This window comes from Nocardioides sp. GCM10023255, assembly GCF_042653125.1.
Taxonomy (GTDB): domain Bacteria; phylum Actinomycetota; class Actinomycetes; order Propionibacteriales; family Nocardioidaceae; genus Nocardioides.
Map to the genome: position 1 here is coordinate 407156 of NZ_JBHSHU010000001.1, position 18098 is coordinate 425253.

Below are 18098 nucleotides of genomic sequence, written 5' to 3' on the forward strand. Positions count from 1 at the left end.
CGGCTCAGGCACCGCGGGCCGGCAGCCCCGAAATGCCGAAGGTCCGCCGCCCCGGCGGGCTGCGGACCTGTGCTCGGCTCCTGCTGGAGCCGCCTGTCGGAATCGAACCGACGACCTATTCATTACGAGTGAATCGCTCTACCGACTGAGCTAAGGCGGCGCGCTGCCCGGCTCGGCTCGACGGCCTGTCCGGGCAACCCGGGGAAGTATACGGACGTCGCCGCCCGGGCGCGAAACCGGCGTGACGTCCCGATGCCGGGGCGGCGTCAGGCCGCGATCGACACCTTCGACGAGCGCTGCGCGCGGCGGCCGGTCGTCATCGTCTGCTCGGCGCCGCACCAGCAGGTGAAGCCGACGACGATGCCGGCGTCGGTGTTGGTCATCGCCGTGATCTGGCTCGGGAAGATCAGCTGGCGCTTGTCGCAGGCGGTGCAGTGGTGGTCGAACATGATGACCTCCCTCTCAGAAGACGGCAGACGGGTGCGTCACCATGGTGGGTCACTGCCATACATAGGGGTAGCCTCTCCTTTCTATAGAAACCCAAGGAGACACCTATGTTGTCGCCGCACCAGCTCCGCTGCTTCCTCACCGTCTACGAGCAGGGGTCGTTCACCGCGGCGGCCGACGAGCTCGGGTATGCGCAGCCGTCGGTCTCGGAGCAGGTCCGCGCCCTCGAGAAGACGCTCGGCGTACAGCTGTTCCGGAGGGTCGGGCGCGGCGTCGTGCCGACCACCGTCGCCGACAGCCTCCGCCCCCATGCCGAACGCGTCCTGGCCGCCGCCGAGGACGCCCGGCAGGCCGTGCAGCGCGTGAAGTCGTTCGAGACCGGCACGATCCGCTTCGGCATGTTCGGGATCGCCCGGCTCTACGCCGGCGCCGGCCTGATCGCCGACGTGCTCTCCCGCCATCCCGGGGTCCGGGTCGAGCTGGTCGGGCAGAACTCCACCGAGGTCGCCGAGGACCTGCGCCGCGGGCGCCTCGAGGCCGCGATGCTGGCCGTGTCCACCGTCACCAGCGAGGGCATGGTCATCACACCGGTGGCCCGGGAGGAGCTCGTCTACATCAGCGCCGAGCCCACGCACCTGGCCACGCCGGTCACCGCCCAGCGGCTGTCGCAGGCCTCGCTGGTGATGCCGGAGACGACCTACCGCGCGGAGGACTCGACCCGGCAGACCCTGCGCCAGATGCTGCACGAGACCGGTCGCAACCCGCAGACGCGCATCGAGGTCGAGGACATCGAGACAGCGGTCGAGCTGGTCGGCATGGGCTTCGCCGACTCGGTGATCCCCAAGGGCGCCGCGCTCCAGCTGCTGCCGCGACTCGCTCCGGACGCCGGCTGGGTCTCGCTGCGCCCCCGCCAGTACGACACCTTCGCGATCGTGCACCGCGCCGGCGCCACCCTCTCCCCGGCCGCCCGGCTGATGATCGAGCTGGCCACCGCGCGCATCCAGGCCATCGCCGAGCCGGTGCGCCCGCGCTAGCCCGGAGTGTCGTGGGCTATTCTCTAGTAAGTCAGTAGAGCTTAGTCACCACGAACGCACGGAGGGCCCGCATGACCATCAGTCTCGACCGCACCCACCACGACGTCGACGTGCACCGTCTCGGCGGCCGGATCGGCGCCCGCATCGACGGCGTGCACCTGGGCCCCGACCTCCCCGCGGAGACCGTCGCTGCCATCCGCCGAGCCCTGCTGCGGCACAAGGTCGTGTTCTTCCGCGGCCAGCACCACCTCGACGACGCCGGCCAGATCGCGTTCGCCCAGCAGCTCGGCACGCTCACCACCGCGCACCCGACGGTCAACACCGGCAGCGCGCACGTCCTGAGCCTGGCCGCGACCAAGGGGATGGCCGCCAACAGCTGGCACACCGACGTCACGTTCGTCGACCGGATCCCGGCGATCAGCATCCTGCGCGGCGTCACCATCCCGCCGTACGGCGGCAGCACCGTCTGGGCCAACACGGCCACGGCGTACGAGTCCCTGCCCGCGCCGCTGCAGGCGCTCGTCGACGGCCTGTGGGCGGTGCACAGCAACGACTACGACTACGTCGCGTCCGCCGAGGACCCCGAGAACGACGGGCCGGACCGCGACGCGCTGGACCGCCGGCAGTTCCGCTCCACCGCCTACGAGACCGAGCACCCCGTGGTGCGGGTCCACCCCGAGACCGGTGAGCGGTCGCTGGTGCTCGGCCACTTCGTGCGCCGCTTCATCGGGCTCAACAGCGCCGAGTCCAGCGCGCTCTTCCAGCTGCTGCAGAACCGGGTCACCCGCCTCGAGAACACCGTCCGGTGGTCGTGGGAGGAGGGCGACGTCGCGATGTGGGACAACCGCGCCACCCAGCACTACGCGGTCGCGGACTTCGACAACCACCGCAGGGAAGTACGCCGGGTGACCGTGGCCGGCGACGCCCCCGTCAGCATCGACGGGCGCCGCAGCCGCGTCGTGCTCGGCGACTCCGACGCCTACACGCGCATCGACGAGCTGATCAGCTGAAGTCCTGACGATAGTCCGGCACGTTCTCGGCCTCGCGACGAGGAAAACGTGCCGGACTATCCCTCCAGACGGTGGTCGGCTGAGTCGCGGGGGCGCTCAGCAGGACAGGCCGTCCTGCGGGACGGTGCCGTCGAGCAGGTAGTGCTCGACGGCACCGTCCACGCAGTCGTTGCCGGCGTTGTAGCCGGTGTGGCCGTCGCCGTCGCGGCGGACCAGCACTCCGGAGTCGAGCTGCGCGGCCAGGTGCTCGGCCCACTGCATCGGCGTGGCCGGGTCGCGGGTCGTCCCGATCACGAGGATCGGCGGCGCACCGGCGGCGCGCACCTGCCGGGGCTTCTCCGACGAGCGGGCCTGCACGCCGCCGCAGCCGGTCAGCCCCCACGCGAACACGTCGCCGAAGGTGGGCGATGCCCGCTCGAAGTCGGCCAGCTGACCGGCCACCTGGTCCCCGGTGATCGCGTAGGGGTCGTCGAGGCAGCTGATGGCGTAGATCGCCTCGGCGCTGTTGTCGTCGTAGCCGTCGGACCCGCGCGAGGAGTAGAGGTCCGAGAGCTGCAGCAGCGTCGAGCCGTCCCCGGCGAAGCCCTGCTTGAGCGCCGCCGAGAGGACGTACCAGTAGTCGCGGTTGTAGAGCGGAGCCACGATGCCGTAGAACGCGTTGCCCACCTCCAGCTCACGGTTTCCGCTCGTCGGCAGCGGCTGCGCGTCCACACCGTCGAGGAAGGACGAGATCCGCGCCAGCCCCGCGTCGACCGAGTCCCCGAGGAAGCAGCTGTCGGTCTGGTCCACGCAGTTCTGGACGTAGGCGCGCAGCGCCGTCTCGAAGCCCGCAGCCTGCTCGAGCGCCAGCTCGCGCGCCCCGATCGAGAGGTCGACCGCGCCGTCGAGGACCAGCCGCCCGGCCCTGTCGGGGAACAGGTCGGCGTACGTCGCGCCGAGCTTGGTGCCGTACGACGCACCGAAGTAGGTCATCGTCGACTCGCCCAGCGCCGCCCGCAGGACGTCCATGTCGCGGGCCGCCTCGACCGTGGAGACGTGGGCGGCCAGGTCGCCCGACCGCTCGGCGCAGCCGCGGCCCAGGGTGTCGACGAAGCCGAGGTAGGTCGCCCGCTCGGCGGCGGTGTCGGGGTCGGGGTCCATGGCCACGTAGGCGTCGAGCTGGTCGTCGCTCAGGCAGTCGACCGGGTCGCTCGCGCCGGTGCCGCGCGGGTCGAAGCCGACGATGTCGAACCGGTCGAGCAGCGGCTGCCGGAAGACCTGGCCGGCCTGCGCGGCGTACTGCGTGCCGGGCGCGCCCGGGCCACCGGGGTTCACCACGAGCGAGCCGATCCGCCGGGAGGGCTCCTGCGCCGGGACCTTGAGCACGGCCAGGTCGAGGGCCTGCCCCTCGGGGTGCCGGTAGTCCAGCGGCACCTCCAGCGTGGCGCAGAGGTTGTCGTCGCACGACGACCAGTCCAGGCGCTGGGAGTAGAAGCGGGCCAGGTCCGCGCGGGGCGGCCGGGTCGCCTCGGGGTCGGGAGTGGTGGTGGGGGGCGCGGCGGGGACGCTCGAGACGCCGGGCTCGTCGTCCAGCTGGAGGATCGCGAACCCGAGGGTGCCCAGTCCGGTGGCCAGCAACGCGAGGGCGAGCACCGAGACCAGGACGCGCTTCATCTCGCCGGCCCGTCGGGGACCCGGAGCGCCACCATCATCGACTCCAGCGCGAGGGCGACGGGCACGTTGAAGTCGAGCATCTGCTCGCGGGCCTCGAAGATCCACGAGATCCGGCGCAGGTTGAGCTCGGGGGTGGAGGTGCGCACCACCTGGTCGACGTCGCCGCGGATCTCCTCGTTGACCAGCCGCCCGGGAGCCCCGCAGGCCAGCGCGATCGCGTCGCGGTAGACCGAGACCAGGTCCATCAGGCTGCGGTCGACCACGTCGAGGTGGCGGCGCTTGGCGCGGGTCTTCTGCCCCTTCTCCATGGTGGCGAGCGCGGGGGCGTACTCGCGGGGCCGGCGTCCGCGCTCGACCACGCCGTACGACGCGTCGAGGTCGGAGCGCTCGCGGGCATCGAGCTCGCGGGTGAGGAGGTCGGCCTCCTCCTTGGTCACCTCGGCCAGGTTGGCGGCCGCGGTCATGCAGGCGCCCAGGGAGGTCAGCCGCGCCGGGATCGAGACGACCTCGCGACGACGGTTGCGGGTCGCCTCGTCGCGGGCCAGCGCGCGGGCGCGACCGATGTGACCCTGGCTGGCCCGGGCGGCGTACGACGCCAGCGCGTCGGGCACCCCGTCGGTCCTGGTCAGGAAGGCCGCCACGTCCTCGGCGGTGGGCGTGGTCAGCGTGACCAGCCGGCAGCGGGACCGGATCGTGGGCAGCACGTCCTCGACCGTGGGCGTGCAGAGCATCCAGACGGTGCGGTCGGTGGGCTCCTCGATGGCCTTGAGCAGCGCGTTGCAGGCCTGGTCGGTGAGCCGGTCGGCGTCCTCGACGATGAGGATCTGCCAGCGCCGGCCGACCGGGGAGAGCGCCGCCCGGCGGACCAGGTCGCGGACCTCGTCGACGCCGATGGAGAGCTTCTCGGTGCGGATCACCGAAACGTCGGCGTGGGACCCGGCGAGCACGGTGTGGCAGGAGTGGCAGGTGCCGCAACCCGGTCCGGCGGGCGGGGCCGTCTCGCACTGCAGCGCGGCCGCGAAGGCGATCGCGGCGTTCGAACGACCCGACCCGGGCGGGCCGGTGAACAGCCAGGAGTGGCTCATCCCGTGGCCCTCCGCGGCGGTGCGCAGCGCCTCGATGGCCCGGTGCTGGCCGACCAGGCCGTCCCAGACGGTCACCGCTGCCCCGCTCCCCGGACCGCGTGGTCCAGCAGCGGCGCGACCCGCTCGAGCACGGCGTCGGCGATCTCCTCGACCGGCCGCCGGGCGTCGAGCACGAGGTAGTGGTCGGGGTCGGCCGCGGCCATCGCGAGGAAGGCCGCGCGCACCCGCTGGTGGAACTCCACCGACTCGCCCTCGATCCGGTCCCGCTCCTCGAACCGGCCGAGGCCGTGCTCCGGCTCGAGGTCGAGGACCACGGTCAGGTGCGGCCGCAGGTCGTGGGTGGCCCAGCGGGCGACCTGCTCGACCTCGGCCACGTCGAGGGCACGGCCGGCGCCCTGGTAGGCCAGCGTGGAGTCGACGTAGCGGTCGGTGACGACCACCGCGCCCCGGTCCAGCGCGGGCTGGACCAGGGTCTCGACGTGCTCGGCCTTGTCGGCGGCGTAGAGCAGCACCTCCGTGCGGTCGGCGAGCACGCCGGTCTCCGGGCTCAGCACGATCCGGCGCATCTCCCGCCCCACCGGGGTGTCGCCGGGCTCGAAGGTGAGCACCACGTCGTACCCCTCCGCGGCCAGGCGGTCGCGCAGGAGCCGGGACTGGGTGGACTTGCCCGAGCCCTCGCCCCCCTCGAAGCAGACGAAGACGCCGGTGGATGCGTGGACGCCGGTGCTCACGGCGTACACCCTAGGCGGAGGGGCCGACGCCGGCCGCCGCGCGTGCCGCGTGGGAGCCCGTCACCGGGCCCGGCAGAGGTCGCCGACTGGTCACGAACCGCACCTCGAAGGCCCCGAGACCTGCGGTTGGGGACCAATCCGCAGCCCTCGGGCACCGCCGGGACCGTTCTCAGGACTTCTTCGCGGCCGCCTTCTTGGTGGTCTTCTTGGCCGTCGACTTCTTGGCCGTCTTCTTGGCGGCGGTCTTCTTCGCGCCCTTCTTGGCCGTCTTCTTCGCCGGGCCCTTGGCGCGGCGCTCGGCGAGCAGCTCGGCCGCCCGCTCGATCGTGATGGACTCGACCGAGTCCTCCTTGCGGAGGGTCGCGTTGTACTCACCGTCGGTGACGTACTCGCCGAACCGGCCGGCCTTGACCACCACCGGCTGCCCGGAGACCGGGTCGTTGCCGAGCTCCTTGAGCGGCGCCGCGGCTGCGGCGCGCCCGCGCTGCTTGGGCTGGGCGTAGATCTTCAGCGCCTCGTCGAGGCCGATCGTGAGCAGCTGGTCCTCGGAGGTCAGCGAGCGGGAGTCGGTGCCCTTCTTCAGGTACGGCCCGTAGCGACCGTTCTGGGCGGTGATCTCCTCGCCGTCCTCGGCGACCCCGACCACGCGCGGCAGCGAGAGCAGCTTGACCGCGTCGTCGAGCGTGACCGTGTCCAGGGACATCGTCTTGAACAGCGAGCCGGTGCGCGGCTTCGCGGACTTCGGGGCGTCCTCGGGGAGCTCCTCGGTGACGTAGGGGCCGAAGCGGCCGTTCTTCGCCACGACGCGCAGCCCGGTCTCCGGGTGGGAGCCCAGCTCGATCTCCTCGCCCGCGGGGTTGGCCAGCAGCTCCTTGGCCTTCTCCATGGTCAGCTCGTCGGGCGGCAGGTCGTCGGGCACGTTGGCGCGGCGGCCGAACGGGGTGCCGTCCTCGTCCGGGCCCTCGAGGTAGGGGCCGTAGCGGCCCACCCGCAGGTGGATCCCGGAGTCCTCCCCGCCCACGGGGAAGGTCGCCAGCTCGCGGGCGTCGATCTCGCCCAGCTCGTTGACCAGCGTGTGCAGGCCCTCGACGTCACCGGAGCCGTAGTAGAACTCGCCGAGCTCGGTGTTGCGATCCTTGCGGCCGGCGGCGATCTCGTCGAGCACGTCCTCCATCGAGGCGGTGAACTCGTAGGAGACCTGGCGCGGGAAGTGCTCCTCGAGCAGCCGGGTCACCGAGAACGCCAGCCACGCCGGCACCAGCGCGGTGCCCTTCTTGTAGACGTACCCGCGGTTGAGAATCGTCCCGATGATCGAGGCGTACGTCGAGGGCCGCCCGATCTCGCGCTCCTCGAGCTCCTTGATCAAGGTGGCCTCGGTGTAGCGGGCCGGTGGCTTGGTCTCGTGGCCGGACGCGGTGACCGACGCGGCGGAGACGGCGTCGCCCTGCTCGAGCGCGGGCAGCCGCGTCTCCTGGTCGTCCTTGGCCGCGGAGGCGTCGTCGGTGCCCTCGACGTAGGCCTTGAGGAACCCGTGGAAGGTGATGACGCGACCGGACGCGGAGAACACGACGTCCTCGCCGGTCGCCGCCCCGCCACCGAGGCGGATCGTGACCGACTGGCCGACGGCGTCCTTCATCTGGGAGGCGACCGTGCGCATCCAGATCAGCTCGTAGAGGCGGAACTGGTCGCCCTTGAGCCCGGTCTGCGCGGGGGTGCGGAACGAGTCGCCCGCCGGGCGGATCGCCTCGTGCGCCTCCTGGGCGTTCTTGACCTTCGAGGCGTAGACGCGTGGGGAGTCGGGGAGGTACTCCGCGCCGTACAGCTCCCGCACCTGCGACCGCGCCGCACCGACGGCGGCGTCGGAGAGGGTCGTGGAGTCGGTACGCATGTAGGTGATGAAGCCGTTCTCGTACAGCCGCTGCGCGACCGACATGGTCACCGACGCGCCCATCCCGAGCTTGCGGCTCGCCTCCTGCTGGAGGGTGGTGGTGCGGAACGGCGCGTACGGCGAGCGTCGGTAGGGCTTGGACTCCACCGAGCGGACGTCGTACGTCGTGTCCTGCAGCGCCGCGGCCAGCGCCTCGGCGCGGGTGCGGTCGAGGTGGACGACCTTGGCGGCGTCCTTGAGCAGCCCGTCGGGGCCGAAGTCGGAGCCGCGGGCCACCCGGGCGCCGTCGACCGAGTGCAGCTTGGCGGGGAACATCCGCTGCTCGTGCTTGCTGCCGGCGTCGAAGGTGCCCTCGAGGTCCCAGTAGGACGCGATCCGGAAGCGCATCCGCTCCCGCTCGCGGTCGACCACCAGGCGGGTCGCCACCGACTGCACGCGGCCCGCGGAGAGGCCGGACATGACCTTCTTCCACAGCACCGGGGAGACCTCGTAGCCGTACAGACGGTCCAGGATGCGGCGGGCCTCCTGGGCCTCGACGAGGTCCTCGTTGATCTGGCGGGGGTTCTCGACCGCGGCCTGGATCGCGGGCTTGGTGATCTCGTGGAACACCATCCGGTGGACCGGGATGTTCTTCGGCTTCAGCTCGTCGAGGAGGTGCCAGGCGATCGCCTCGCCCTCGCGGTCCTCGTCGGTGGCGAGGTAGAGCTCGTCGGCGTCCTTCAGCAGCGACTTGAGCTTGGAGATGTGGGACTTCTTGTCGCGCGGGACGACGTAGTAGGGCTCGAAGCCGTTCTCCACGTCGACGGCCAGCCGGCCCCACGGCTTGTCCTTGATCTTGGCCGGGGTGTCCGCCGCGTTGTTCGGCAGGTCGCGGATGTGGCCGATGGAGGACTCGACGACGTACCCCGCGCCGAGGTACCCGCCGATCGTGCGGGCCTTCGCCGGGGACTCGACGATCACCAACTTGTGTGCCACGTGTGCTTCCTTCTCCTGCTCACCTGCTGCACGGGCCACCGCTGCGGGGCCCACGGCCGCTCACGGTAGCGCGTCTTCCACAGATCCCACTCCCGCGGCCGTCCGCCCCCGCCCTGTGGAGGAGCTCGGCGGGGGACGCCCGGAGGGTGCCAGCGTGGGCCACCACACCCCGCGACCCCGCTCGGAGGAGCACGCATGTACGACGACCACGACCACCCCTGGCTCGACGAGCACGACCTCGAGGAGGTGCCCCGGCGCGACCTCGAGCGGCTCACGCACCTGGTGCTGGTGGACGGGAGGCTGGTGGACACCTGGTCCGAGCCGGTGGCCGGGACCCGCTGGCAGCGCCACGCCGACCGGTTCGACCGCGAGCGCTTCCGCGCCGAGCCGGCACCGCCCCCGCGGCCGACGTGGCAGCAGGCGCTCGACTGGCTCGCCCACGTCTGCGGCGGACCCGCAGCCGTCACCGGCCTGACCGACGAAGCCCTCGACGACGGGTGCGACCTCCCCACCGAGACGCCCGACGCCGGGTCCCGCAGCCGCCTCGAGGCGACCGCCGAGCTGCTCGACGCGGTCGCCGCCCGCTGCTTCGACCCCGAGACGGCCACCGCCCTGCGCCGGGCGCTGCTCCTGCTGTGGGCCGAGGAGCCCGAGACGGTGACCGGCGCCCGGTCCGCGGCTCACCTCGCCGGGGGGATCTGCTGGGCGGTCGGCAAGGCCAACGGCAGCTTCCGGCCGCAGGGCGACCTGACGGTGGCCCGCGTGCAGGAGGCGCTGGCGCTGTCGACGCCGCTCTCCGGCCCCGGCAGCACGGTCCGCAGTGCGCTCGTCGGGTTCCGGGACCTCGGCCCGGGCCGCTGGTGGCGCCCCCAGGGGGCACCGGCGCTCGAGCCGCTCGGCCGGGTGGAGCTGCTCTGCTCCCCGACCCGTCGACGGCTGGTCCGGCTGCGCGACCGGGCACTGGCCGCCCGGGACGCCGCCACAGATGCGGCCTGATCCGGCCCCGGGTCAGGCCTGCAGGAAGCCCTCCGCGACCAGCTCGCGGACCGTCGGGAGGTACGTCGTCCGCGCCTGATCGGCGTCGAGGTCGAGCAGCTCGGCGAGCGCGTCGAGGATCTGGCCCACGGTCAGCTCCCCGTCACAGGCACCGACCAGCGCCGCCTCCACGGTGTCGACCTGGCGGGCCCGACGCAGGCCGCGCTGCTGGCGCAGGACCACCACCTCGGGGTCCTCGGCCCCCGGGGCGCCGAGGGTCTCCTGCTGGACGTCGGGCCGGACCACCAGGCGGGAGCCCGCGCCCACGTCAGCGCCCACGGCGGTCGACCAGTCGCGGATCGCGGGGGCGATCGGCTGCTCCACGTCGTAGGGCCACACGAGGAGCTCGCGGGCCGGGCCGCCCCCCTGCTGCGCGCCGCGGCGGCGCAGGTTGATCCACCCGAAGCCGATGCCCTCGACCCCCTGCTCCTCGAACCACGACAGCCAGGTGTCGTAGCGCACCAGGTAGTCCACGGCCCCGTGGAGTCCGGCGTCCTTGAGCCAGAGCTCGACGTACGCCGCGGGGTCGAGCACCTCGCGCTGCACGACGAACGCGTCGCAGTCGTCGGCGAGCCACGAGGCCAGGCGGTCGTCCCAGGGGCGGTCGCGCGAGATCACCCAGTTGGCCAGGACCTGGCACCAGCCGCCCTCGGTGAGGTGCTGCGGCGCGGCCCGCACGATGTCCTCGACGACCCGGTCGCCCGGCAGCCCCGAGTCGCGGTAGACCAGCCGCTCCCCCGTGGCCGGCGAGATCACGAACGGCGGGTTGGTGGCGATCAGGTCGAACCGCTCGCCCCCGACCGGGCCGAACAGCGACCCGTCCCGGACCTCGACCCGGTCGGCCACGTCGTTGAGGGCCGCGTTGAAGCGGGTCGTCCACAGGGCGCGCGCGTTCACGTCCGTCGCGACCACCCGGTCGCTGTGCTGGGCGAGGTGCAGCGCCTGGACGCCGCAGCCGGTGCCGAGGTCCAGGGCGCGGCCGACTGGCATCCGCAGGGTGAGCTGGGCGAGCGAGGTCGAGGCCGAGCTGATCCCGAGCACGTGGTCGGCGCCGACGCGGACCTGCTGCCCGTCGAGTCCGGGGGTCAGGTCGCTGACCACCCACAGGTCCCGGTCACCGGCCAGCTCGCCGGTGGCGTACGGCCGCACGTCCATGCGGGCCGCCACCTCGCCGACGGTCTGCTCGACGAGGCCCTCGGCGGCCATCGGGTCGAGCAGCCCCGGGAGCGCGGCCTCGGCGGCGGCGAGCTCCACCGGCGCCTGGAGCAGGAACATCCGGATCAGGGTCTCGAGCGGCGAGCCGCCGGCGGTCGCGCGCAGCCCGGGCGTGGTCTCGTTGCGGCCGAGCGCGTCGTGCGCGAGCGGGCCGAGGGTCTCGGCCACCGCGTCGTAGGTAAAGCCGGCCAGGGAGAGGGCGGCCCGCAGCCGCTGGGGAAGGTCGCTGGTCGTCACCCGTCGACAGTAGGGGTCGATCGTTGCCGTCGCCTCACCCGCGTGGTGTCCCACGGGGGCGATGTGACCGTCCTCTCGACGTGCGGGAGACGGGCTCGGCCGCGACCGGACGGCACCGGCCCCCGGAGCGGGCGCTCCGGGGGCCGGTGTCGTGGTGCTGGTGCCTAGTGCGTCGGCGGCTCGAACTGCTGGGTCGCCGTCGGATCCGCCGGGGGCGGCGGGGCGTCCGGCGTGTAGGCCCGCGGCCGGGTCTCGCCGGCGGCGTCGGCCGGCGGGGCCGCCGGAGGCGCGGGCGGCTCGTCGGCGCCGTCACCGATCGACACCTGGCGCTGCTTGGACACGTAGACCGCGCCGGCGATGATCGCGACCGCGACCACCGCGATGATGATGCGCAGCGGGTCGTTCTGGTCCTTGCCGACGCCCATGGAGACGACAGCACTGGCGATCAGCAGCGAGACCAGGTTCATCACCTTGATCAGCGGGTTGATCGCCGGGCCGGCGGTGTCCTTGAACGGGTCGCCCACCGTGTCGCCGATGACCGTGGCCGCGTGGGCGTCCGAGCCCTTGCCGCCGAAGTTGCCGTCCTCGACGAGCTTCTTGGCGTTGTCCCAGGCACCACCGGAGTTGGCCAGGAAGACCGCCATCAGGGTGCCGGCGCCGATCGCGCCCGCCAGGAAGCCGGCGAGGGCGGTGACACCGAGCCCGAAGCCGACCGCCACCGGTGCCAGCACGGCCAGGATGCCGGGCGTGATGAGCTCGCGCAGGGAGTCCTTGGTGACGATGTCGACCACGCGGCCGTACTCCGGACGGCCGGTGCCCTCCATGATCCCGGGGATCTCGCGGAACTGGCGGCGTACCTCGAAGACCACCGCGCCCGCAGCCCGGCCGACCGCGTTGATCGCCAGGCCGGCGAACAGGAAGACCACCGCGGCGCCGAGCAGGACACCCACGAGCACCGCCGGGTTGAACACGAAGAAGTCGGAGATCTTGAACTCGTCCTGGGTCGGGTTGGCCTCGGCGAGCGCCTCGAAGGCCGACGTGGAGTAGGACCCGAACAGCGCGGTCGCCGCCAGCACGGCGGTCGCGATCGCGATGCCCTTGGTGATCGCCTTGGTGGTGTTGCCGACCGCGTCGAGCTCGGTGAGGATCTGGGCGCCCTCGGGGCTGACGTCGCCGGACATCTCCGCCACGCCCTGGGCGTTGTCGGAGACGGGGCCGAAGGTGTCCATGGCGACGATCACGCCCACCGTCGTGAGCAGCCCGCAGCCGGCCAAGGCCACCGCGAACAGCGACACGGTCAGGGACGCGCCGCCGAGCAGGAAGGCCCCGAACACGGCCGCAGCGATCACCAGCGTCGTGTAGACCGCCGACTCGAAGCCGACCGCCAGGCCGGACAGGATGACGGTCGCGGCACCGGTGAGCGACGTCTTCCCGACGTCCTTGACCGGGCGGTACTCGGTGCCGGTGAAGTAGCCGGTGAGCGCGAGGATCCCGGCGGCCATCACGATGCCGATGACCACCGCGATCGACGCGATCAGGGCCGGGTTGCCGTCGGGCTGGCCCCCGAAGAGCTCGTCGAGCGTGTTGCCCCCGACGCCGGAGAAGTCGTCGAACGACGTCGGCAGGTAGACGAACGAGAGGATGACGCTGGCCACCGCGGCGACACCGGCCGAGATGTAGAACGCCCGGTTGATCGTGGTCAGGCCGTTCTCCCCGGCGCGGGGCTTGGTGACGTAGACGCCCATCACGGCGGTCAGCGCGCCGATGGCCGGGATCAGCAGCGGGTAGACGAGGCCCTTGTCCCCGAACGCCTGCGACCCGAGGATCAGCGCCGCGACCAGGGTCACGGCGTACGACTCGAAGAGGTCGGCCGCCATGCCGGCGCAGTCGCCGACGTTGTCCCCCACGTTGTCGGCGATGGTCGCCGCGTTGCGCGGGTCGTCCTCGGGGATGTTCTGCTCCACCTTGCCGACCAGGTCGGCACCGACGTCGGCGGCCTTGGTGAAGATGCCGCCACCCACCCGCATGAACATGGCGAGCAGCGCCGCGCCGAAGCCGAAGCCCTCGAGCACCTTGGGTGCCTGGTCCTGGAAGAAGATCACGACCAGGCTCGCGCCGAGCAGGCCCAGACCCACGGTGAGCATGCCCACCATGGCTCCGGTGCGCAGGCCGATGGTCATCGCGGCCTCGCGGCCGGTGGTGTTGGCCGCCGCCGCCACGCGCAGGTTGGCGCGGACCGCCAGCGACATGCCGAGGTAGCCCACGGCGGCCGAGAAGCCGGCCCCCACGAGGAAGAAGACGGAGCGGAAGATGCGCACGGTCGCGTCGTCGGCGGGCAGCGCCAGCAGTGCGAAGAAGGCGACCGCGGCGAAGATCGCCAGGGTCCGGAACTGTCGCTGCAGGTAGGCGTCGGCGCCCTCCTGCACCGCTTGGGCGATGTTCTTCATGTTGTCGGTGCCCTCACCGGCGGCCATGACTTCCTGGCGGAACATCGCTGCCATCGCGAGCGCGCCCAGCGCGATCAGTGCGACGACGATGACCAGGACGAGATTGCCGCCGGAGACGTCCACGACGAAGGGATGCGTCCCCGCCATGTGATTCCTCCTGCGCGATCGAGGGAGTGATTCATGTCTCACGAACTGCGGGGAGTCTACGCACGCGAAGGCGCCTCGATGCGCGTAGATGTGACCGGGACCACACGGCGCGTCGCGGAGCCGACCCACCAATGGGGGCGCGGGGGCGGGCGCGGACGACCGGCCCGGCCAGCGGGGAGGACCGGCCTACGGGCCGGTGCGGTGAGGAGTGGCCGCGCTCAGTTGGCGGCGAGCGCGGCCTCGGCCGACTCGTGGATGACGAAGACCTTCGCCAGGCCGGTGATCCGGAAGATCTTCAGGAGGCGGTCCTGGTTGCAGACCAGCTGCAGGGAGCCGTCGTGGGCCCGGACCTTCTTCAGGCCGCCGACCAGGACTCCGAGACCGGTGGAGTCGAGGAACTCGACCTCCTCCATGTCGATGACGAGGTCGTAGACACCTGCGGCCACCAGCTCGGTGATCTTGTCCCGGAGCTTGGGCGCGGTGTAGACGTCGATCTCGCCCCCGACGGCAACGATGGTCTTCCCATCGACGTCGCGCGTCGCAAGAGTCAGGTCCACAAGATCTCCCCTGGAGGAACGAAACGGCTGGTTGCCGAGTCAGTCGTGGCGGCAAGCCCCGAAACTCGGCCAGCACAATAAAACCACGCGCACCCCTCGCACGCACAAAGAAGTAAAGACTCTGTTGACGCGCGTCGTCCACTGTCGGTGCCATTTGCGAGACTGACGGGGTGGAATCTGCGGTCGGGATCGTGCCCCGGAGCACGGGTCAGGTGGTCGATCGCCTGGCGTCCGTGCCCGGTCGCGAGGGGCGCCTGACGCACCTCGAGGTGCTGCCGTCCCGCGCCGCGCGGACCAGCGACTGGCCCGGCTGGGCCGACCCCGACGTGGTCGCCGCCTTCGTGGCCCGCGGCGTCGAGCGCCCGTGGGCGCACCAGGCGCTCGCGGCGGACGCGGCCCACGCCGGGCGGCACGTCGTGCTGGCCACCGGCACCGCCTCGGGCAAGTCGCTGGCCTACCAGCTGCCGGCGCTGACCGCGATCCGGGCCGCCCGCGGCCCCCGCGGCCAGCGCGGGGCCACCGTGCTCTACCTCGCCCCCACCAAGGCGCTGGCGCAGGACCAGCTGTCGGGGATCACCGGCCTCGGGCTCGACGTCCGGGTGACCACGCACGACGGGGACAGCGGTCGCGACCAGCGCGACTGGGCCCGCGACCACGGCGAGTACGTCCTCACCAACCCCGACATGCTGCATCGCTCGCTGCTGCCCGGGCACGCGCGCTGGGCGTCGTTCCTCGGCTCGCTCTCCTACGTCGTCGTCGACGAGTGCCACCACTACCGCGGCGTGTTCGGCGCGCACGTCTCCCACGTGCTGAGACGACTGCGCCGGATCTGCGCGGCGTACGGCGCCGACCCGACCTTCGTGCTGGCCTCCGCCACGGTCGCCGAGCCCGAGGTCGCCGCACAGCGGCTCGTCGGCGCCGACGTCGAGGCGGTCACCGACGACGCCTCGCCCCGGGGCGAGGTGTCGCTGGCGCTATGGGAGCCGCCGTTCACCTCGGGCGGCGGTGAGAACGGCGCCCCGGTCCGCCGGGCGGCGTCCTCCGAGACCGCCGACCTGCTGGCCGACCTGGTCGCGGAGGGGGTCCGCACCCTCGCCTTCGTGCGCTCGCGTCGCGGGGCGGAGCAGGTGGCGATGACCGCGGCCGACCTGCTCACCGAGGTGGACCCGAGCCTGCCCGGGCGGGTCGCGTCCTACCGGGGCGGCTACCTGCCGGAGGAGCGCCGGGCCATCGAGCAGGCGCTGCGCCGCGGCGACCTGACCGGGCTCGCCGCGACCAACGCCCTCGAGCTCGGCATCGACATCAGCGGCCTCGACGCCGTGCTGATGGCGGGCTTCCCCGGCACCCGGGCCGCCCTGTGGCAGCAGGTCGGCCGGGCCGGACGCGGCGCCCAGGACGCACTCGGGGTGCTGGTGGCCCGCGACGACCCGCTCGACACCTACCTCGTGACCCACCCCGAGGCGCTGCTCGGCCGACCGGTCGAGTCGACGGTCTTCGACCCGGGCAACCCCTACGTCCTCGGCCCGCACCTGTGCGCGGCCGCCCAGGAGCGCCCGCTCACCGAGGCCGACCTGCCGCTCTTCGGACCCACTGCTGCCGAGGTCCTCGACCAGCTCACCGAGGCCGGGCTGCTGCGCCGCCGGCCGCGCGGGTGGTTCTGGACCGACCGGCGCCGGGCCGCCGACCTGGCGGACATCCGCTCCACCGGTGGCTCGCCGGTGCAGCTCGTCGAGGCCGGGACCGGTCGGGTCGTCGGCACCGTCGACGCCTCCAGCGCCCACGGCACCGCCCACCAGGGCGCCGTCTACGTCCACCGCGGCGAGACCTACCTCGTCTCCTCGCTCGACCTCGACGACCACGTGGCCGTGATCGAGCGGGCCGAGCCCGACTACTCGACCTCGGCCCGCGAGGTCACCGACATCGCCGTCGTCGCGGAGCGCGCCCACCGGGACTGGGCGGACTGCCGGATCTCCTTCGGGGACGTCGACGTCTCCCACCAGGTCGTGTCGTTCCTCAAGCGCCGCCAGCCCGGCGGGGACGTCATCGGCGAGGAGCCGCTCGACCTGCCCGAGCGGTCGCTGCGCACCTGCGCGGTCTGGTGGACCGTGCCCGAGCACGTGCTCGCCGAGTCCGGGCTGGCCGAGCAGGACCTGCCCGGGGCCGCGCACGCCGCCGAGCACTGCTCGATCGGCCTGCTGCCTCTCTTCGCCACCTGTGACCGCTGGGACATCGGCGGCGTCTCCACGGCCGTCCACCCCGACACCGGCCGGCTGACCGTCTTTGTCTACGACGGCCACCCCGGCGGTGCCGGCTTCGCCGAGCGGGGGTTCGCGGCGGCCCGCGAGTGGCTGACCGCCACCCGCGAGGCCATCGAGGCGTGCGCCTGCGTCGAGGGCTGCCCCTCGTGCATCCAGTCGCCCAAGTGCGGCAACCAGAACAACCCGCTCGACAAGGCCGGGGCGGTGCGGCTGCTCGACGTCCTGCTCGGTGCCTCGACCGGGGCCTGAGCCCCCTCACGCGGGCCCCGCGCGGGCCACAGCGACGAGGTCCCCCTGCTGGCCGAGCCAGTGCGGTCCGTCCACCTCGACCCGGACCAGGACGTCGTGGCCGACCACCTCGCACGCGACCAGCCGGGCGCCGTTCGCGGTCGCGATGCCGGCACCCGCCGAGCAGGGATCCCCGCCGCCGAGCACCGCCCCTGCCACCGCGAGCGCGGTCAGGTCGGCCGCCGACTGCGCCTGCCGGTGGGCGCGCACCATGGCGGCCACCACGCCCAGGGCAGCGCCGAGGAGCAGCAGCACGCCCAGGCAGGCCACCACCACGACGCTCACCGAGCCGCGGTCGGACCGGGTCACGGCGAGGGCTCCAGCGCGGCGACCGCGTCGGCGCGCAGGGTGACCGCCGGGAACAGGTCGAGGACCGCACCGGGCCCCGACATCCGGGCCACCGCCGAGGCGGTCACCCGGTCGCCGTCCGCCCGGACGGTGATGGTGCTGCCCGGAGGCGCCACCTGCAGCCCCCGGGCGACCGCCTCGGCCTGCCCCTCGCCCCGGGCCGCGGCCCGGGCGGACTCGCGCGCCGCGTCGACGACCCGGATCTGCGCGGCTCCCACGGCGAGCAGCCAGACCAGGCCCACGGTCACCGCGAGCAGGAGCGGCAACGACATCGCCAGCTCGGCGGTAGCGGCGCCGTGGTCGTCACGGCGGCGGAGCGCCCCGGTCCGGACCGGGATCACCCGACGCCCAGCAGGCCCAGCACGTGGTCGAACAGCGTGTGCAGCAGCTGGTTGCCGAAGCCTCCGGTGAGCAGCTTGTAGAGCAACCCGGCCAGTCCGGCGCCGGCAGCGGTGCCCACGGCGTACTCCGCCGTCGTGATGCCGGCCTCGCTCCGTCCGCGGGTGCGGGCAGGGGGCTGGGCCGTCAGGGGCTGGGCCGTCAGGGGCTGGGCCGTCAGGGGCTGGGCCGTCAGGGGCTGGGTCGTGAGGGGCTGGGGCGTGAGGATCTGGGTCGTCAGGGACATGGCGTGCCTCTCGGTGTCAGTGCGGTCGCCGGTGCGACCGCCCAGGACGAGGCTCGGCGATGACGCCGACCCCGACCCGGCTCGTGGGCCCGACCTGTGGATCCTGTGTGCCCGGGAC

At 72.9% G+C, this 18098-nt stretch carries 15 protein-coding genes and 1 tRNA gene; 4 read left to right on the forward strand and 12 right to left on the reverse strand.

Annotated features, from left to right (window positions below):
• Nucleotides 1–84: 84 nt before the first annotated feature.
• Both ACFO9I_RS02000 and ACFO9I_RS02005 read right to left on the reverse strand, forming a co-directional pair.
• Nucleotides 85–160: transfer RNA gene (locus tag ACFO9I_RS02000), tRNA-Thr, on the reverse strand.
• Nucleotides 161–266: 106 nt separating this feature from the next.
• A complete protein-coding gene (locus ACFO9I_RS02005; RefSeq protein ID WP_379177283.1) occupies nt 267–449 on the reverse strand; it encodes a hypothetical protein in 183 nt (60 codons plus the stop codon).
• A 105-nt stretch (nt 450–554) separates the two neighbouring features.
• Here ACFO9I_RS02005 and ACFO9I_RS02010 point away from each other — a divergent pair, with 105 nt between their 5' ends.
• Both ACFO9I_RS02010 and ACFO9I_RS02015 read left to right on the forward strand, forming a co-directional pair.
• A complete protein-coding gene (locus ACFO9I_RS02010; protein WP_379177284.1) occupies nt 555–1481 on the forward strand; it encodes a LysR family transcriptional regulator in 927 nt (308 codons plus the stop codon).
• A 71-nt stretch (nt 1482–1552) separates the two neighbouring features.
• A complete protein-coding gene (locus ACFO9I_RS02015; protein ID WP_379177285.1) occupies nt 1553–2491 on the forward strand; it encodes a TauD/TfdA dioxygenase family protein in 939 nt (312 codons plus the stop codon).
• A gap of 96 nt (nt 2492–2587) precedes the next feature.
• Here the strand turns inward: ACFO9I_RS02015 and ACFO9I_RS02020 are convergent, their stop codons facing one another.
• The 4 genes from ACFO9I_RS02020 to topA all read right to left on the reverse strand — a co-directional run bounded on the left by ACFO9I_RS02020 (nt 2588) and on the right by topA (nt 8823).
• Entirely contained in the window at nt 2588–4144 is a 1557-nt protein-coding gene (locus tag ACFO9I_RS02020; RefSeq protein ID WP_379177287.1) for an alpha/beta hydrolase, read from the reverse strand.
• Complete coding sequence (locus tag ACFO9I_RS02025) at nt 4141–5304, reverse strand: DNA polymerase III subunit delta' (RefSeq protein ID WP_379177289.1); 1164 nt, start codon at nt 5302–5304, stop codon at nt 4141–4143. The genes ACFO9I_RS02020 and ACFO9I_RS02025 overlap by 4 nt, the downstream gene beginning before the upstream one ends.
• The gene (tmk, locus tag ACFO9I_RS02030) at nt 5301–5960 is read right to left on the reverse strand and encodes a dTMP kinase (protein ID WP_379177290.1); all 660 of its coding nucleotides are present in this window, start codon (nt 5958–5960) and stop codon (nt 5301–5303) included. Before tmk ends, ACFO9I_RS02025 begins: the two co-directional genes overlap by 4 nt.
• A gap of 169 nt (nt 5961–6129) precedes the next feature.
• Complete coding sequence (topA, locus tag ACFO9I_RS02035; protein WP_379177292.1) at nt 6130–8823, reverse strand: type I DNA topoisomerase; 2694 nt, start codon at nt 8821–8823, stop codon at nt 6130–6132.
• 195 nt (nt 8824–9018) lie between these two features.
• On the opposite strand from topA, the gene ACFO9I_RS02040 reads away from it, so the two are divergent.
• Nucleotides 9019–9819: a hypothetical protein gene (locus ACFO9I_RS02040; RefSeq protein WP_379177294.1), complete on the forward strand. Its 801-nt coding sequence runs from the start codon at nt 9019–9021 to the stop codon at nt 9817–9819.
• Nucleotides 9820–9831: 12 nt separating this feature from the next.
• Here ACFO9I_RS02040 and ACFO9I_RS02045 read toward each other — a convergent pair whose 3' ends face one another.
• The 3 genes from ACFO9I_RS02045 to ACFO9I_RS02055 form a co-directional block, all read right to left on the reverse strand.
• Entirely contained in the window at nt 9832–11310 is a 1479-nt protein-coding gene (locus ACFO9I_RS02045; protein WP_379177295.1) for a DUF7059 domain-containing protein, read from the reverse strand.
• Between the two features lie 164 nt (nt 11311–11474).
• Entirely contained in the window at nt 11475–13904 is a 2430-nt protein-coding gene (locus ACFO9I_RS02050; RefSeq protein WP_379177297.1) for a sodium-translocating pyrophosphatase, read from the reverse strand.
• Nucleotides 13905–14122: 218 nt separating this feature from the next.
• Nucleotides 14123–14461 (reverse strand): STAS domain-containing protein, encoded by a 339-nt coding sequence (locus tag ACFO9I_RS02055; protein WP_379177299.1) that lies wholly within the window; start codon nt 14459–14461, stop codon nt 14123–14125.
• 212 nt (nt 14462–14673) lie between these two features.
• Here ACFO9I_RS02055 and ACFO9I_RS02060 point away from each other — a divergent pair, with 212 nt between their 5' ends.
• Nucleotides 14674–16968 carry a DEAD/DEAH box helicase gene (locus ACFO9I_RS02060; RefSeq protein WP_379177300.1) on the forward strand — a complete coding sequence of 765 codons (2295 nt, stop codon included), beginning with the start codon at nt 14674–14676 and terminating at the stop codon, nt 16966–16968.
• A 6-nt stretch (nt 16969–16974) separates the two neighbouring features.
• Here ACFO9I_RS02060 and ACFO9I_RS02065 read toward each other — a convergent pair whose 3' ends face one another.
• The 3 genes from ACFO9I_RS02065 to ACFO9I_RS02075 are packed head-to-tail and all read right to left on the reverse strand — an operon-like array spanning nt 16975 to nt 17980.
• Nucleotides 16975–17316 carry an Rv3654c family TadE-like protein gene (locus ACFO9I_RS02065; RefSeq protein WP_379177302.1) on the reverse strand — a complete coding sequence of 114 codons (342 nt, stop codon included), beginning with the start codon at nt 17314–17316 and terminating at the stop codon, nt 16975–16977.
• Nucleotides 17313–17696 (reverse strand): TadE family type IV pilus minor pilin, encoded by a 384-nt coding sequence (locus ACFO9I_RS02070; RefSeq protein ID WP_379177304.1) that lies wholly within the window; start codon nt 17694–17696, stop codon nt 17313–17315. The genes ACFO9I_RS02065 and ACFO9I_RS02070 overlap by 4 nt, the downstream gene beginning before the upstream one ends.
• Nucleotides 17693–17980: a DUF4244 domain-containing protein gene (locus ACFO9I_RS02075; RefSeq protein ID WP_379177305.1), complete on the reverse strand. Its 288-nt coding sequence runs from the start codon at nt 17978–17980 to the stop codon at nt 17693–17695. Before ACFO9I_RS02075 ends, ACFO9I_RS02070 begins: the two co-directional genes overlap by 4 nt.
• Nucleotides 17981–18098: the final 118 nt, after the last annotated feature.

Bases quoted from the DNA above. Each gene is read 5' to 3' on its own strand.
- ACFO9I_RS02020 (WP_379177287.1), bottom strand. From the start codon at position 4,144: ATGAAGCGCGTCCTGGTCTCGGTGCTCGCCCTCGCGTTGCTGGCCACC.
- ACFO9I_RS02050 (WP_379177297.1), bottom strand. From the start codon at position 13,904: ATGGCGGGGACGCATCCCTTCGTCGTGGACGTCTCCGGCGGCAATCTC.
- ACFO9I_RS02015 (WP_379177285.1), top strand. From the start codon at position 1,553: ATGACCATCAGTCTCGACCGCACCCACCACGACGTCGACGTGCACCGT.
- ACFO9I_RS02040 (WP_379177294.1), top strand. From the start codon at position 9,019: ATGTACGACGACCACGACCACCCCTGGCTCGACGAGCACGACCTCGAG.
- ACFO9I_RS02075 (WP_379177305.1), bottom strand. From the start codon at position 17,980: ATGTCCCTGACGACCCAGATCCTCACGCCCCAGCCCCTCACGACCCAG.
- ACFO9I_RS02010 (WP_379177284.1), top strand. From the start codon at position 555: ATGTTGTCGCCGCACCAGCTCCGCTGCTTCCTCACCGTCTACGAGCAG.
- ACFO9I_RS02005 (WP_379177283.1), bottom strand. From the start codon at position 449: ATGTTCGACCACCACTGCACCGCCTGCGACAAGCGCCAGCTGATCTTC.